This is a genomic window from Fibrobacter sp. UWH4 (assembly GCF_900142475.1).
Taxonomy (GTDB): Bacteria; Fibrobacterota; Fibrobacteria; order Fibrobacterales; family Fibrobacteraceae; genus Fibrobacter.
Map to the genome: position 1 here is coordinate 57,015 of NZ_FRAY01000005.1, position 15,873 is coordinate 72,887.

Annotated in this window: 12 protein-coding genes; 10 read left to right on the forward strand and 2 right to left on the reverse strand. The window is 49.0% G+C overall.

Annotation, left to right across the window (positions count from 1 at the left end; all coding sequences use genetic code 11):
• Positions 1-30: 30 nt before the first annotated feature.
• Positions 31-597 (reverse strand): FISUMP domain-containing protein, encoded by a 567-nt coding sequence (locus tag BUA93_RS10115; RefSeq protein WP_072979050.1) that lies wholly within the window; start codon positions 595-597, stop codon positions 31-33.
• Positions 598-713: 116 nt separating this feature from the next.
• On the opposite strand from BUA93_RS10115, the gene BUA93_RS10120 reads away from it, so the two are divergent.
• The 4 genes from BUA93_RS10120 (at position 714) to BUA93_RS10135 (ending at position 6,755) form a co-directional block, all read left to right on the forward strand.
• Positions 714-1,616 carry a LysR family transcriptional regulator gene (locus BUA93_RS10120; RefSeq protein WP_072979051.1) on the forward strand — a complete coding sequence of 301 codons (903 nt, stop codon included), beginning with the start codon at positions 714-716 and terminating at the stop codon, positions 1,614-1,616.
• Positions 1,617-1,648: 32 nt separating this feature from the next.
• The gene (gene rsmA / locus BUA93_RS10125) at positions 1,649-2,437 is read left to right on the forward strand and encodes a 16S rRNA (adenine(1518)-N(6)/adenine(1519)-N(6))-dimethyltransferase RsmA (protein WP_072979052.1); all 789 of its coding nucleotides are present in this window, start codon (positions 1,649-1,651) and stop codon (positions 2,435-2,437) included.
• Complete coding sequence (locus tag BUA93_RS10130) at positions 2,434-3,192, forward strand: hypothetical protein (RefSeq protein ID WP_139257974.1); 759 nt, start codon at positions 2,434-2,436, stop codon at positions 3,190-3,192. The genes rsmA and BUA93_RS10130 overlap by 4 nt, the downstream gene beginning before the upstream one ends.
• 74 nt (positions 3,193-3,266) lie before the next feature.
• Positions 3,267-6,755 carry an FISUMP domain-containing protein gene (locus BUA93_RS10135; RefSeq protein WP_083597335.1) on the forward strand — a complete coding sequence of 1,163 codons (3,489 nt, stop codon included), beginning with the start codon at positions 3,267-3,269 and terminating at the stop codon, positions 6,753-6,755.
• Between the two features lie 44 nt (positions 6,756-6,799).
• Here BUA93_RS10135 and BUA93_RS10140 read toward each other — a convergent pair whose 3' ends face one another.
• Positions 6,800-7,207, reverse strand: coding sequence for a hypothetical protein (locus BUA93_RS10140; RefSeq protein ID WP_072979055.1), 408 nt, complete (start codon positions 7,205-7,207; stop codon positions 6,800-6,802).
• A 69-nt stretch (positions 7,208-7,276) separates the two neighbouring features.
• On the opposite strand from BUA93_RS10140, the gene BUA93_RS10145 reads away from it, so the two are divergent.
• The 6 genes from BUA93_RS10145 to leuS all read left to right on the forward strand — a co-directional run bounded on the left by BUA93_RS10145 (position 7,277) and on the right by leuS (position 15,717).
• Positions 7,277-7,672, forward strand: a complete 396-nt coding sequence (locus BUA93_RS10145) for a hypothetical protein (RefSeq protein WP_072979056.1) — start codon at positions 7,277-7,279, stop codon at positions 7,670-7,672.
• Between the two features lie 102 nt (positions 7,673-7,774).
• Positions 7,775-8,656, forward strand: a complete 882-nt coding sequence (locus tag BUA93_RS10150) for a TIGR02147 family protein (protein ID WP_371359326.1) — start codon at positions 7,775-7,777, stop codon at positions 8,654-8,656.
• 22 nt (positions 8,657-8,678) lie between these two features.
• Positions 8,679-10,766, forward strand: coding sequence for an FISUMP domain-containing protein (locus BUA93_RS10155; RefSeq protein ID WP_072979057.1), 2,088 nt, complete (start codon positions 8,679-8,681; stop codon positions 10,764-10,766).
• A gap of 44 nt (positions 10,767-10,810) precedes the next feature.
• Positions 10,811-12,151: a hypothetical protein gene (locus tag BUA93_RS10160; protein WP_139257976.1), complete on the forward strand. Its 1,341-nt coding sequence runs from the start codon at positions 10,811-10,813 to the stop codon at positions 12,149-12,151.
• Between the two features lie 78 nt (positions 12,152-12,229).
• Positions 12,230-12,871, forward strand: a complete 642-nt coding sequence (locus tag BUA93_RS10165; RefSeq protein ID WP_072979059.1) for a hypothetical protein — start codon at positions 12,230-12,232, stop codon at positions 12,869-12,871.
• A gap of 152 nt (positions 12,872-13,023) precedes the next feature.
• Complete coding sequence (gene leuS / locus BUA93_RS10170) at positions 13,024-15,717, forward strand: leucine--tRNA ligase (RefSeq protein WP_072979060.1); 2,694 nt, start codon at positions 13,024-13,026, stop codon at positions 15,715-15,717.
• Positions 15,718-15,873: the final 156 nt, after the last annotated feature.

The window sequence follows — 15,873 nt, forward strand, 5'->3', positions numbered from 1 at the left end:
TTCATCTAATTCTGATTCTTGAATTCCGAATTATTTCTTAATGCAGCGGACAGAGGCGAAGATATTCTTGTTGTAATGTTCGAAAGTCGTGCGGGTGTCGGTGACGCGTGCAAGATAAGCCCTGGAATCGTCATACTTGTCGCTGGTCCAGAAACTTGCGCTGGCATCCTTGTCGGCGAATTTGCCGTCGTAGTACTTGAATCCGGCGAACTGGAGATTGAATCCGGCGGCGTCCTTGAGGGCATCGGCGTTCTTGTCGGCGAAAGCGGCCTTGTAGTCTTCGAGGGTCGGGAGCGTCCAGCCGGTGGGGCAGAGGTTGTTATTGGCGGCGTTCCAGGTGTAGAGTCGGCCGGTCGACTCGCAGTTTGCGTGGTTGTTGTCGTAGCAGGAGCTGGAATCGGGAACGTAGACGGCCATGTTTTCGGCGGTCCAGATCTTGTTGGCTATCTTGACGGTTTTGTAGACCTTGTCGGGGCACGAAAGCGTGTTGGAAGTTTCGTCGTAGTTGCAGGTGTTGGCCTGTTCGCAGGCGGTAAAGGTGGCTACGGCGCACAGGGTGGCGGCGATGGTCGTGATGGTCTTGAAAATCTTTTTCATAAGTACTCCTTTGTTTTCGCGAGCAAATTTAGAACTGTCGATTCATATTGTCTAATAGATTATTTATATTTAATTCATCAATAAAATTGATGAATTCTTCTTGGTAATAAAATCGTATGGAACTGACGCATCTCAAGTATTTTCTGGAAGTCGCCCGTACCGAGCACGTGACGCAGAGCGCCAAAACCCTTTGCATTGTGCAGCCTGCGCTTACGCACGCCCTCCACAAGCTTGAAGAGGAACTTGGCGTAAAGCTTTTCAAGACGCAGGGGCGAAACATCAAGCTGACCGAAATCGGGGAATATTTTTATAAGAAAGTCAATCCCCTTTACGAGGATATTGAATCGCTTCCGGCACAGCTCCGTGCCATGGAAAACGAACAGTCCGCGACGGTCAACTTGAATGTGCTTGCGGCGTCTTCTTTCGTGACGAACGCGGTGATTCTTTACAAGCGGAACGATCCTGATTTGCGTTTTAACCTGGTGCAGAACGAAGAAACGACACTGTACGATATCTGCGTGCGCACCTACGCCAATTACAAGGCTTCTGTTCGCCACTACGGTGGTGAAGATTCCGAAGAGGAAAATTTCGTCTGCACCGAGAATATCTACCTGGCGGTGCCGAATACGGCCCAGTACCGAAAGCGCGACAGTATCAGCCTCAAGGAATTGCAGGAGACTAATTTTATCGGCCTTTACGGTTCCAAGCAGCTGCGCAGTATTTTTAACGAGTATTGCGAACGTATCGGATTCAAGACGCACATCACCTTCGAAAGCGACAATGCGCTTGCCGTGAAGGATGCCATCGCGAGCGGCATCGGTGTGGGGTTCTGGCCGGAGTTTTCGTGGGGGCGCGTCAATAACCGCCGCATTCGTCTCCTGAAGATTACGGATGCCGAATTCAAGCGCGACATCGTGATTACGCTGCGTAAGAACAAACAGGATAATTCCCGCAGCGAACGCTTTTACCAGTTTTTGACGGGGCTGTTAAGGCGCGCCTCCAGCCGCAGGCGCGGTTAGGCGGAGCGTCGGTATTTGCTATCTTTGCCGATATGGATAGAGCACGTCGCCGTAAGTTTGGTCAGAATTTCTTGGATGTTCCTACCGCGCAGATGATTGCGGGTGATTTGCCTGCGCAGGCGGGCGAGGCCGTGCTGGAGATCGGCCCTGGGCACGGCGCGCTGACGGAACACTTGCTCGACCGCGCCGTGCAACTCACTGCTGTCGAAATCGACGAGCAGTGTGTCGAATTTTTGGAACAAAAATTCCAGGGCCGCGAGAATTTCCGCATCGAGAACATTGACTTTCTCAAGTTCGACCTCCAGGCATTCCTCGAGGCGCACGAAAAACCGTGGGTGACGGGGAACCTCCCGTACAATGTGTCGACCGCCATTATCGCGGGGCTTATGCCGAAACTGCATCTGACCAAGGGTTTTATGGGAATGGTGCAGCTCGAAGTCGCCGAACGCATCTGTGCCGCTACGTGCAGCAGTAACTACGGCAGTTTGTCTGTACTCGTATCCGCTTACGCCGACACGCAGATTTTGAGGAAGATTGGCCCCGAACATTTTACGCCGCGCCCGAATGTCGATAGCGCCACCATGCTGCTTACGCCCAAGGCGGATGCGCTGCAGGCCCCCGAAGGCTTCTTCGACTTTGTCCGCGCCGCGTTTACGCAGAAACGCAAGACGCTCGCCAATTCGTTCGGCCGCGCCTACGACAAGAAAAAAATCCAGGAAGCCATCGAGCTGCTGGATTATCCGACGACGGTCCGCGCCGAGGAACTTTCCCCCGCGCAGTTTTTGGAATTCTATAGGGTAATAGGAGACAAAGAAAAATGACAATGTCAAAATATCTCGCGAGTGCCGCATTGGTATTCGCTTTTACTTCTGACGCTTTTGCGCAGTATGGCGGAGCGCCTGTATACACCACCCAGCAGGTCCCGTATACGCCGGCGCCCACGGTAGAACGCGAATCCAAGGTGTCGCTGTTCATGGGTGCCGATCTCGGCTACAATATGACATGGCAGAGCTATGACGAGGATAGTGATTACGGGGATGGCGAAGGAAGGATTGTCCAGTCGTCTGAATTTGAAGGCAGCGGTTTTTTCGGTGAATTTTCTTTAGGCATCTTGATTAAGGATGTCGTGGGTGCCCGTGGATTTTTAAATATTGGAAGTCAGTCGGGTGAAAGTTCCTATAAGGGCGATGAAATTGATTCCGTTTGCAAAGGCGTAAATACGGATGTAACGGATATCCGTTTCGGTATCAAGGGGACGTTCTTCCCTCTGAACGGTTCGGACTCCCCGCTGTATAATTCGTATATAGAAGTCTCGGCTGGCGTCGGCCTGCATTACTACGATGATAACTACGCTTCTTTGGTGGATCACGAATTTTCGGGGCCGTTGTTCCTGAAGTTTGAAATGGGAAAACTGTTCCCCATCGGCAAGACATGGAATGTCGGCGTGGGTGTTGCCTGGTCGATGGATATCGAAGGGCAGTGGGAATCGTCCGATACCCAGGATGTCAGCAAGTCCGATATTGCCAATACGTTGTGGTTTGGCGTGAAATTTGCCCGCAAGAAGAATAAATTCTAGCCAAGAAGAATAAATTCTAGCGAGTTGTCAAGCGGACCTGTCATGGGACGCCCAGATTTTATTATTTTCTTTGTATGAAAAATTTATCCTTAATTTGCGCGTTAGGTTTTTCCTTCTTCCTGTTCGCTTGCGGTGGGCACAGCGGCTCGACCGGTAGTGACGAGGTCGATTTGTCCAGTTCTTCGGTTGACGACTTCAATGTCGATGACTATCTGGATACCGCCGCTATCGGAAAAGGATTCGTTTCGGGAATGGGAACCTCGACAATCGTCAGGGGCGTGCTGAACGATATCAGAACCGGAAGGGATTACAAGACAATCCAGTTCGGTCCGTATGTATGGATGGCCGAAAACATGGATAACGGAAGCCGTTCGTCCTTTGGTGATTGCTATGACAGGGACTCGGTTTATTGCGAAAGTTACGGCGTGCTGTACAAGGAAGAACACATTGCCGGTGTCTGCCCGCGGGGTTATGACTTGCCTATGGAAGATGACTACAAGTACATGGTCCGGTTTGCGGGATCGCTTACGGATCCGGAATTCGGATTCAATCCGCAGATGGGTGGAAGCTGCGTCGAAGAGAAGGGAGAGTTTGTCTGCTCCAACCTGGGCTTGTCCGCGGACTTGATTACGGGTGATTACAGCTATATCCGAATCAAGAAGAATGCGGGTGCGATTTTTGGTAAGGTCAATCCGAAAGGCTACTATTCTCTACGTTGCATGAAGTTCACGTATTTTGTGGAGACCAAGAATCTTTTGCCGGATTGCGATTCCTCGGCTTACAGGTTTGGCGATATTTTTGTGGCGAGCGAAGGAAGCAATTTCCGTTGCAAGGACGGCAAGTGGGTGGATGTCGTGGATTCCTATTGCCCGAGTTCTGAACGGGGACAGCGTTATTACTACAATGACATCCTGTATGTTTGCGACGATTCCTGGAAAGAAGCGTCCATGAACGATCTTGACGAAAAGTGCGATAGCACGAACGAGTGGACCGTCAAGAAACTGAACGGGAAAAGCTATATCTGCGAAAACAAGGAATGGCGCCTGCCGACATCTATCGAAGACACCCTTGGCCTCTGCACTCCGGAACGCCTCGGTAAGATCGATTCCCTGGTGAGTTCGGATACGGTTCTGTACTTCTGCAGTGTGAATGGCTGGCGAAAGGCTCAAGTGACGGACTTTATCGGCGAGTGCGACAGTACCCGCTATTACAAGGTGGACAACTACAGGGGCCGCCGTTATACCTGCCGCACGACGGATAAATGGGGGCTTCTGGATTCGAAGGAAGATAGCCTAGGCGTGTGTTCTCCCAAGATTGCAGGGAAGATGGATACACTCAAGATGAAATTCGACACGACTCTCTACTATTGTGATACGACGTCCTGGCGAGAGGCGACTCTGGTTGATGTGCACGGCGAATGTGATAGCACCAAGTCTTACAAGGAAGCGGAGTTCATGGGAAGCTCCTATGTCTGCCGCAAGAATGGCCGCTGGGAATCGCTGACCACGACCGAAAAGGATATCGGCGTATGTACGCCTAGCCGATTGGGAAAGATTGACACGACGACCTCCAAGACCGATTACTACTGCGATACGACCGGATGGCGCTCGACGGTTGTCGAGGACTACTTCGGCGAATGCACCGAGAAGCAGAAATACACGACGCTTTATTTCAAGGGAAGCGACTATGGCTGCGAAAAGGGCCCGAAGTGGACGCGCCTCAGTTTCCCCGAGAGCGATCTCGGCTACTGCATCCCCTCTATCAAGGGCGAAATCAGGATCGACCGGTATGCGAAGGATTACATCTGCGATTCCGTATGGCGCGCCGCGACGCAGGCCGAGGTGCTCGGAACATGTACTGAAGCCCGCGACGGCGAGAAAAAGTACTTCGGGACAACGAAATACATCTGCGCGTTCGAGGAATGGCGCAAGTCGACGGTTTTGGATGATTCGCTCGGAGTCTGTACCAAAAAAACTTTGAAGAAGATGGGAACGTACAATTCGAAGGAATATATTTGTATGAAAGAGGGGTGGGTCATCCCGACATTGATTGCGGTGCATGATTCTTGTACCGCGGCGCGCGAATACGAAGTCGTCGAGTTCAATGGTGATAAATATGGTTGCCGGAATAAGACGTGGTACCGACTGTCGGGGATAGCTGCGAAGGCGGGTTACTGCACTCCGGAAAGGGAGGGCGAATTTTACCTTGATCACGATGAATATGGTTACAAATGTGAGAAGGGGTCGTGGAACTCGGCCGCAGCGAGGGATTTCCTCGGTTCATGTGAATCTTCGAACTATGGGGAAAAGAAGATTCTCCAGGGAGTAACTTTCTTCTGCTCGAGATCTGGTTTGTGGCAGAGATTTACCGAATTGGAAGAAAAGTATGGGGAGTGCTATTCTGCGGTTCGCGGAGAAATTGTAACGCATAACGGTAAAAAGTATGGATGCTCGCCTTACCGCTGGAGAGAAGTGACTACACTCGACGAAGCCCTGGGCTTCTGCGATGGTTATGGCTTTACGTGGAAAGAATATGCTGGCCGTGATTATGTCTGTGGCGATGGCTTCAAGACTTGGACGAACTCTTCGGATTGGGCGATGTATGGTTCTTGTGATGATCGCTACAAATGGAAATATGGGCTTATCGTTGGTTACGAGGGAAAACGTCTCTATTGTGACAACGACTTCTCTCTTTCTAATACGACGACTGCTTGGCATACGATTTCTCCGATAGATAGCGCCGCAGCAAAGGGGAAGAAATCCATTGTTGACGGAATTTGCAAGGGAGCCCATGTCGGCGATACCGTATCTTATCAGGACACGCAATATTATTGCGGTTTGAATAAGAACAATGTGTATGTGTGGATTGCTGCGACTCGGCCGGATCAGTATCTTGGTAAATGCGATGCCACAAATGCAGGTGCCGTGGGCAAGTTCCAGGGCTATAATATGGAATGTTATGATGGTAACTGGCGCAGGAGTCCGTCTGATTACGGAAGCTTGACGGATTCCAGGGACGGGACGAAGTACAAGACAATTAAAATCGGAGAACGGACGTGGATGGCGGAAAACCTGAAACTTGAAGTTTCAGGTAGCTGGTGCGCAGGAACCCAGAACGGTTGTTCGGAATACGGTCGCCTTTACAACTGGCATACGGCCATGAACCTTCCGGCGAGTGCCAATACGACTGTGATTGATATGAAGGATTCGGCATCGTATCAGGGCCTGTGTCCCGACGGGTGGAGACTGCCGCTGCAGTCGGAATGGAATGAACTTTTTGGAGAATGCATTGTTGGCGGGTTGAGCAAGAAGATGACGGGGTACGATACCCTGCATACGGATGCTTGCGGTTTCTCGTCGATGCCGGTAGGCTATATCAAGATTTTCTACAGGAACGGAATAGACTATACTGAAGAACTCAACATGGAACTTACGGGATATTGGACCACGGTGCAGCCTGCCGATACTACGGCCGAAGCATTCATCTTCTGGGAAAATGGTAGCGGAAAGAAGAGGGTAGAGGCGAAGAAGAACGGCTATCTTGTCCGTTGCCTCAAGAAATAGCTACTCTAGGGGCATTGGCGCCACCTAGGGCCTGTTGAGTTTTTTTAGGGCCAAATGGCGCTTTGGGTGGCAGGAGGCTCGAAACAGTAGCCCACGATTTCGTTTACAGTGCTTGCGAAGTGCTGGAGAGCGACCTCGGCGTCGGATGTGCGACGGATATAGCTCAACCTATTGTGGTGTCCGAAAATGTTGTAGCGGGGGCCGCCCTTGCCGTGGTTGATTTCGAAACGGATGGAGGTGTCGGTCGGAATGCCCGCGATGTTGACGGTGTGCCGCAGGATGGTCTTGTCGTCGGTCTTGACGATGTTGATCAGGTTGCTTGTATCGATGTCGCTATGGCTTGCGGAAAACATGTAGGCGCAGGTGGTTGACGAACGGAGCGATTCCACGATTTCTTCTTCGCTAAGGTTCTTTTCTTTGCCGAATTGGGTGTTGGTTGCTTGATTTTTCATATGACGTTTCCTTCTTTGTTACGTCTATATATCGATACGAGTGGGAAAATTGTCAAATGATTCAGGAAATTGTTTTCTGCGGCTTCGATTGCGCTTGCCGCTTCCATGGCACTTGTCGCCTGCGGCGACGATTCCTCGTCTGCGAGTCCCGATGAAACACCGGTTTCGTCAAGTGAAGAAACTGTCTTGTCCAGTTCCTCGAATGCTGCCGAAGAGGAATCAGACCGAATTGAGGCTCAGTGCACCCATGAAGATACGAAAATCGGCGATGTTTGCAGTATCGTTTCTGGCGGAGACGTGTCTGCCGGGATAATGCCCAACATTCTGAATTGCTATGTCTATACCGAAGAGGAATGGGTTTCGAAGGCTAGCGGCAGTCCCTATGGATCGTCTTGTGAGGAACTCGTGAATGCTCCGGCGGATTCTACGGAAACACCTGCGGATTCTACTGCCGCGGAAGATTAGAATTAGCCATAAAATGAGAATCTTTTTTTTTAATTATTTTTAAAAAACTGCCTAAATTCGCTCAAAAAGGCCATTTCTGTTTTTAAAATAGTATTGCGCTACGTGGCGCGTTTTTTTATTTTTATTATCATGCAGCCTGTTACCGAATACAAAGATTATCGTGAATATTTGTTGGATTATTATCGCGAACGAAAGCGCAGTTCCGCGTTTACGTGGCGCGAATTTGCAAAATTGGCGGGTTTTGCTTCGGGGGCTCATTTGAAACTTGTTTGTGATGGCAAGATGCGGCTTCGCGAAGAAGGGGCGAAGAAAACCGCACAGGCAATGAACTTATCCGCGTTTGAGCAGGAATATTTTGTCTTGATGGTGCGTTACGAACGGGCGAAAACGGATCTCGAGAAGAAGAAATGTTTTGAAGAAATGCAAGCGCTCTGTGAAGCCAATCGTGTGAAAATTCTCGGAAGCGAACTTTATTCCTACTATGAAACATGGAAACATTCTGTCGTCCGTGAGCTTGCTGTAGCGATGCCGGGGGCAAAGCCGAGCGAAATCGCCAAAGCATGCAAGCCTCCGATTTCTGCTGCAGATGTCAGCGAAAGTTTGTATTTCCTGGTGAAGTCTGGGCTTTTGACGCGCGATATCAAGGGGAACTATCACCAGACAAATCAATCTCTCTCGTCTGGACGCATGAACGTTGTCGCTGTGGCGGTTCACTCGCTATTGCGCCAGATGGGCGAATTTGCTCTCGAGGCATTGGATAAATTGCCTATTTCGGAACGAAACTTTAGCGGTATTACCATGGGCGTGTCTGCGGAAGGTTATGCTAAAATTGTTGAAGAACTTGCCCAGTGTCGCAAACGCATTGTCTCGATTGTCACAGAAGACAAGAACGTGGAAAAAGTTTGTCGTTTGAACATGCAGCTTTTCCCACTGACGGAAAATATTTGCAAAGGCACTTCTGTAAGAGGCCCAAAAATAAATTGATTTTAAACGAGCGAGTGAGAATATGAAATATTTGTTTTTATTTTCAATTATAGCTTTATTTTTTGCCTGCTCCGAAAACAATACCGCCGGCGGGACGAGCGAAGAAGCTGAAGGCATTGTTGCGATTAAGAACCGTGAAATTACGGGTGTAACGCAGAAGGGGCCTTTCTTGGTGGGGTCCTCGGTGGCGATTCAGGAACTTGATGGCGAAACCTTGGTTCAGACAGGTAGGAGTTTCAAGACTAGTGTAAAAAGTGATCTTGGCGATTTTTCTGTCAAGAATGTGAATCTTGCATCGCAGTATGCTTTGCTTGAAGTAACCGGCTATTTTTATAACGAAGTTACTGGAAAAAAATCTGAGGGAATGATTTCTTTAAACGCCCTTACGGATTTGACGAATCGTAACAATGTCAATGTTAATGTGCTTACGCATTTAGAGGCCGATCGTGTTCTTAACCTCGTTCAGAAGCAGGGGCTGTCTTTTGCTGAAGCGAAAAAACAGGCCGAGTCAGAAATTTTTTCGTCATTCGGTTTCACGAGTGTTTTGGAATCTCCAGAAGATATGGATATTTTTTCTGAAGGAGATTATGGTTCAGACGCGTTGTTTGCTTTGAGTGTGCTGATGCTGGGGAATGGCTCTGTTGCGGACTTTTCTGAACGCCTCGCTTTGGCAGCACGTTCTTTTGCAGAACGTGGTGAATGGCACGGCCCAGAAAAGGGCGAAGTTGCGGATTGGGCTTATCAACTTGAAAGTGAAGAATATAAGGAAGATGTAGAGCATACAATATTGTCAAAAATCTATGATAATGTGGATTCGTGGAATTTACGTGATGAACCGCCATACTTGTACGCTCCTTATATAAATGGTCTTCTTTATGTATTTTGGACAAAGGAATACGATCTTGGGCCGTGTGATAGAAATCATTCTGGAGATATGAAAAAAGTTACCAATATTCATAGCAAATACTATAATAAAGAGTTTGTATGCTACTTTAATAATGATTACAGATGTACTGATGATGGTATCGGATGCCGATGGTATCTTGCGGAGGATCCGGTTAAATATGTGGAAGAAAATCGCGAAAATCTTCCTGATATGGAGATTGGGGATGTTTTTTGGGCGACCGAAAATCTAAAATACGATTTTCATGATACCGTTAATGCTAAAAATGCATGCTATCGCGATGTGCCTAGATATTGCGAAATGTATGGAACGCTCTATGATTATAGAACAGCTTTGAAAGCGTGTCCGGACGGATATCGTTTGCCTAAATATGGTGAGGTTGAAAATCTTTTGCAATATTATGGTGGCGCGGGCAAGAATGCCGCCGATTCTCTGCTTGTGATGAACGATTATGAACGTGGTATTTCTGGTTTTCAGGCTTTGCTTGGGGGGCATGGCGAATATGAAGGCTTGAACGAAAATACGGCGTTGTGGATTTCTTCGGACGATTCTATTGGTACAAGATATGTTTTATGGATTGATTCATCTACGGCAGAAATTAGGCCGTATTCCTCTGAATTAGCTTATGTTCGCTGTGTTTTTGATGTCGATAGCCTTGCGGCTATACAAGAATATGACGTTATGAGTGATTCACGAGATGATCAATTGTATCACTATACTAATGTTTCATTTGACTATATCGATAATGAAATGGTGACTACCCGTATGCGGCGAATTTATGTCCTTGTTGAAAATGTGCATTATGACGGTGATTCGCTCTATTCTTGGAACGATGCTGTGGAAGTTGCTTGTCCTGAAGGATGGCGACTGCCTAATATTTATGAATGGATAAGTATTTTCAGGTCGCACGGGGATGATCCTTCTTTCGTTCTTTCTGAGGATAGTTTGCAGACCGTGGTGTATTATAATGTTGGCAGAACGGATTATCCATATTACCAATTGTTTGGGAAAGACAAAAAAAATACTTATTGGACAAGTACTGAGGGTGTCATTGTAAATTCATTGGGGGAGAATGTCTCAGCCGGACAAGTGGTGAACATGAATACTGCAGAGCATAATAGATATGACGTGAGAATGCTTTTGGATGATAAGTTGGAAAAACATTCTGTTCGTTGTGTTAAAGATGCGGATTTGTACAACTATTAAGGAGCGCTAAGAAAATGTGTTACAAAAAATTTATTGTGTCTAGATTGATTCTTCTTGTTGGAACATTCTTTTGGGCATGTTCGTCCGAAAGTGCTTCTGGCGGTAACGAGCCCTTTGAGGGCTCAATTAACGGTGTTTCTCAGAAGGGACCTTTCTTGGAGGGTTCGTCGGTCGTGATGCAGGAACTTGAGGGGAAAACGCTTGCCCAGACAGGTAAAAGCTTTAGAGGGAAAGTGATAAATGACAGGGGCGATTTTTCTATTGAAAATATTGCCTTGGATTATCCTTATGTTTTGCTTGAAGTGAACGGTTATTACCGTAATGAGGTTACTGGGAAAAAGTCAAAAGGCTCAATATTCATGAAGGCTATTGCTGATGTAAGTGGCCAGTCAAAAGTGAATATAAACTTGCTTACGCATCTTGAATATGAACGAGTTCAGACTTTAGTGGAACAAAATAATATGTCCATTGAAGAAGCAAAACGACAGGCGGATCGCGAAATTTTTGCAGCTTTTTATGCTGATGTCGATTATGATAAGGTAGAGCACTTGAGCATCTTTGGAAATGGCGATGGGGATGCTGCGCTCTTAGCAATCAACGTTCTTTTACTTGGAAACGAATCGGAAGCTGATTTCATGGCGCGTTTTGCTACGATGGGCCAAGATTTTGCTGCAGATGGCGTTTGGAATGATTCCTTGCTCAAGATTAAAATTGCGGATTTCGCTTGCGAAGCGAGCCGTTCGGGAAAGCTTGCGGAGATTCGTCAAAATATTGAATCGTGGAAAATTGCCGATGTCCCGCCATTTGAGACCTATGTGAATCGCTTTTGGGTGAACCAGTATGGCCTCGGTGAATGCAATACGTCAAATCTTGGAATGAGGAAGTTATTTGTTGATGGTACAGAGAGTTCAGTTTTTCGTGATTCTGCGTTTAAATGTACTGAAAACGGATGGGCTCCTTATTCAAATAATGAAGTCTATTCTAAATCAGTTGAGGATGAATGTACTGCAGAAAATGAGGGTGAGGTCAAGGTTGTATGGGTGGGGAACCCCAAATACGGATACGATACTTACAATAGGTGTGAAAGCGGCTTGTGGGTTCGTGGGAATATTAGCCTTACTTGCGATACCACTGGCGTGCAGGTGGGGGACCTTTGCCGAAAAACTGGAACGATAAACATATTTCAAGCTGGTATGAATGCCGCATTGCCTGAATATGTGTTTGTATATGCTGGCAATGGTATTTGGGAGGATTTTGACGGTTTGGCCAAAATGACCAAGCAGTGTACTGCCGAAAACGAAGACGATATGGAAAAAATCGTTTATGGCCGTGGTGACAATACATTGACTGTGTTTTATAAATGTACAGGCGGTGCGTGGACCTGAATAGACGAGCCTGCTTTTTACAACTGTGCGGATTCCATCTCTACCGGTGGAACCTGCTCATTTGAAGTAGATGGAAAAATGGTGTACTATAAATACAATGATGAAGAATTCTGGGTTAATGGCAAGATGGTGGATAGCGGCTGGGTGAAAGCCAGCTACGATCCTGAATTAGGTTTTTGTCCAATGTACTATTCTTTGTCTTCCTCATATAATCTGCCAAAATTGCTCGATTCCGGTTATTACTATTGCTGGGCCGGGCAATGGGAAAAAGTAAATCTTGTACCGAAGCAATATACGGACCCTCGAAAAGAAGGCTTGACAGACGAGGAATACGATGTCCTGGATTTGCCCAAGGATGCCAAGGTAGGCGACCGTGCCGGTGGTTTGCTGGAAAAATGCGAGTATAATCAGGATTTATATACGGTAAATGGTTGGGAAGTGTATGATTATTGCATATCTCAAAATTATTACCGCTATCATGAAGATGGTTCTTGGGCAATAGAAACGACGGATGAATTTTTTGACGATATAAATTCCTCTAGTTTTGAATGTAACGCAGAAACAGAAGGCCAACAGAGGATTAGAATGCCGGACGAAGATCAACCAGGTGTAGTTTTGCAATGTGTTGCCGTTGATAATGGGACTATTGTTGATAATGGGACTATTGAATATGAAGAAGTAATTGTTGAATACATCTTTAACCAGTACGAAAAGAAATGAATCCCCCTCTTTTAAGGGCTTTGAACATCGGGATGGCTGACCGCCATCCCTTTTTCTTGCTATCTTTACCCCCGAAAAATTATAGAGCTATGAGGTATGGGCTCGGCGACCTCAAACCTCATACCTTGCAGCTCCTACTAGAGGTATAAAAAATGGCTAAGTACAATCCGCAAGAGATCGAAACCAAGTGGCAGGCCTACTGGGAAGAACATCAGACTTTCAAGACGGGCACCGATAAGTCCAAGCCCAAGTATTACTGCCTGGACATGTTCCCGTACCCGAGTGGCGCTGGCCTCCATGTGGGCCACCCCGAAGGTTACACCGCTACCGATATCATCTGCCGTTACAAGCGCAGCCGCGGTTTCAACGTGCTCCACCCGATGGGTTGGGACGCTTTCGGCCTCCCTGCTGAACAGTACGCTATTCAGACCGGTACGCATCCGGCCATTACTACCAAGAAGAACTGCGACAATTTCCGCCGCCAGATCAAGCGCCTCGGCCTCTCTTATGACTGGAACAAGGAAGTCAACACCACCGACCCGAAGTATTACAAGTGGACGCAGTGGATTTTCAAGCGCCTTTACGGCACCTGGTTCGATGAAGACCAGCAGAAGGGCCGCCCCATCGAAGAACTCCCGATTCCTGCCGACGTGGAAGCCAAGGGCAAGGAAGAAGTCCGCAAGTACAAGGATTCTAAGCGCCTCGCTTACTACGCCGACGCACAGGTGTGGTGGTGCAAGCACTGCAAGATTGTTTGCGCAAACGAAGAAGTCTTGAACGACGGCTCTCACGAAAAGTGCGGCACCAAGGAAGTGGAACGCCGTAACCTCAAGCAGTGGCTCATGCGCATCCCGCTGTATGGCGACCGCCTGCTGAAGGGCCTCGACAAGCTCGACTGGCCGCAGGGCGTGAAGGACATGCAGAAGAACTGGATTGGCAAGAGCTACGGTGCCGAAGTGGATTTTGCCATTGCCGATGCTGAAGGCAAGCCGACCGAAAAGAAGCTCCGCGTTTACACAACCCGTTGCGATACGTTGTTTGGTGCCACCTACATGGTGGTGGCTCCGGAACATGCGATGGTGCCGGAGCTCACGACTGCCGAACAGAAGGCAGCCGTGGAAGAATACGTGCACGCCGCTGCCTTGAAGAGCGACCTCGACCGTACCGAACTTGCGAAGGAAAAGACCGGCGTGTTCACCGGTAGCTACGCCGTGAACCCGCTCACCGGCACCAAGATTCCGGTGTGGGTCGCCGACTACGTTCTGACCGGCTACGGCACCGGCGCCATCATGGCTGTGCCCGCTCACGATACCCGCGACTTCGATTTCGCGAAGAAGTTTAATTTGCCCGTCATCTGCATCATGGAACCCGATGCTAGCTGCCCCGAAGACGTTCGCCCGAAGGTTCTCGCAGGGGAAGCCTGCTGGGCAGCCGACGGCACCTACATCAACAGCGAAAATGCAACGCTCTGCCTGAACGGTCTCAACAAAAAGCAAGGTATCGCCAAGGTCATCGAATGGCTCGAAGCGAACAAGATCGGCAAGGCCACCGTGAACTACAAGCTCCGCGACTGGCTCTTCAGCCGCCAGCGCTACTGGGGCGAACCGTTCCCGATTATCCACTGGGAAGATGGCGAAATCTCTACGGTGGACGACGCTGAACTTCCGGTGCTCTTGCCGGAACTCAAGGACTACAAGCCGGGTGACGGCGGACAGTCTCCGCTCGCAAACGCCACCGAATGGCTCCAGGTCACGGACAAGAACGGCCGCAAGGGTATCCGCGAAACGAACACCATGCCGCAGTGGGCAGGTTCTTGCTGGTATTACCTGCGCTACATCGACGCTTGCAATGGCGATGCATTTGTGGCAAAGGAACTCGAAAAGTACTGGATGCCTGTGGACCTCTACGTGGGCGGTGCCGAACACGCCGTGCTCCACCTGCTCTACAGCCGTTTCTGGCACAAGGTCTTGTTTGACCTCGGTCTCGTCTCTACCGACGAACCGTTCCAGAAGCTCTTCAACCAGGGCATGATTCTCGCCTTCGCTTACGAAGATGCCGCTGGCTCCAAGGTCCCGACCGACGAAGTCGAAGAGAAGAACGGAAAGTTCTTCAAGAAGGGAACCGACATCGAGCTCAAGCAGATCGTGGCGAAGATGAGTAAGTCTTTGAAGAACGTGGTGAACCCGGATGACGTCGTCCGCGACTACGGTGCTGACAGTCTTCGTTTGTACGAAATGTTCATGGGCCCGCTGGATGCCGTGAAGCCGTGGCAGACCAAGGGCATCGAAGGCATGAACCGCTTCCTCGGCCGCGCCTGGCGTTCTGTTGTCGGCGACAGCGATGAAGCCCCGGTCTTTGTGGACGAAACTGCTCCCGAAGCTATCGAGAAGGTGATGCACCAGACCGTCATCAAGGTCACGAGCGACATCGAGAACATGAGCTTCAACACCGCGATTAGCCAGCTGATGATCTTCAACAACGAAATGATGAAGATGGACAAGCGCTACCGCGAACCGTGCGAAACCTTCGTCAAGCTGTTGCACCCGTTTGCCCCGCACATCGCCGAAGAAATGTGGAGCATCCTCGGACACAACGAATCACTCACGAATGTTGCTTGGCCCGAAGCCGACCACTCCAAGGCTGTGGAAAACACCGTCGAGGTCGTGTTCCAGGTGAACGGCAAGGTCCGCGCGAAGGCATCTGTCGCGAAGGACATGGACAAGGCCGCCCTGGAAAAACTCGCCATGGACAACGACCGCGTAAAGGAATTTACCAAGGGCATGACTGTCGTCAAGTCGATTGTTGTGCCGGGTAAGTTGGTCAACATCGTCGTCAAGCCGGCATAATATTGAGCCTGCCCCGGACTTGTTCCGGGGTGGTTCCCGGCAAGCTCGTGAACATCGTGGTGAAGTAATAGTGGTTAGTGGCTAGTGGTTGGTGGTTAGGACTGCCGCCACAGTGTCATCCTGAGCCCATTCGACAAGCTTAGGGTAAACTCCGCA

What these genes read in the sequence shown, in the direction of transcription:
- BUA93_RS10130 (WP_139257974.1), top strand. Translation starts at nt 2,434, where the DNA reads ATGACAATGTCAAAATATCTCGCGAGTGCCGCATTGGTATTCGCTTTT.
- BUA93_RS10135 (WP_083597335.1), top strand. Translation starts at nt 3,267, where the DNA reads ATGAAAAATTTATCCTTAATTTGCGCGTTAGGTTTTTCCTTCTTCCTG.
- BUA93_RS10140 (WP_072979055.1), bottom strand. Translation starts at nt 7,207, where the DNA reads ATGAAAAATCAAGCAACCAACACCCAATTCGGCAAAGAAAAGAACCTT.
- BUA93_RS10115 (WP_072979050.1), bottom strand. Translation starts at nt 597, where the DNA reads ATGAAAAAGATTTTCAAGACCATCACGACCATCGCCGCCACCCTGTGC.
- leuS (WP_072979060.1), top strand. Translation starts at nt 13,024, where the DNA reads ATGGCTAAGTACAATCCGCAAGAGATCGAAACCAAGTGGCAGGCCTAC.
- rsmA (WP_072979052.1), top strand. Translation starts at nt 1,649, where the DNA reads ATGGATAGAGCACGTCGCCGTAAGTTTGGTCAGAATTTCTTGGATGTT.
- BUA93_RS10120 (WP_072979051.1), top strand. Translation starts at nt 714, where the DNA reads ATGGAACTGACGCATCTCAAGTATTTTCTGGAAGTCGCCCGTACCGAG.
- BUA93_RS10155 (WP_072979057.1), top strand. Translation starts at nt 8,679, where the DNA reads ATGAAATATTTGTTTTTATTTTCAATTATAGCTTTATTTTTTGCCTGC.
- BUA93_RS10165 (WP_072979059.1), top strand. Translation starts at nt 12,230, where the DNA reads ATGGTGTACTATAAATACAATGATGAAGAATTCTGGGTTAATGGCAAG.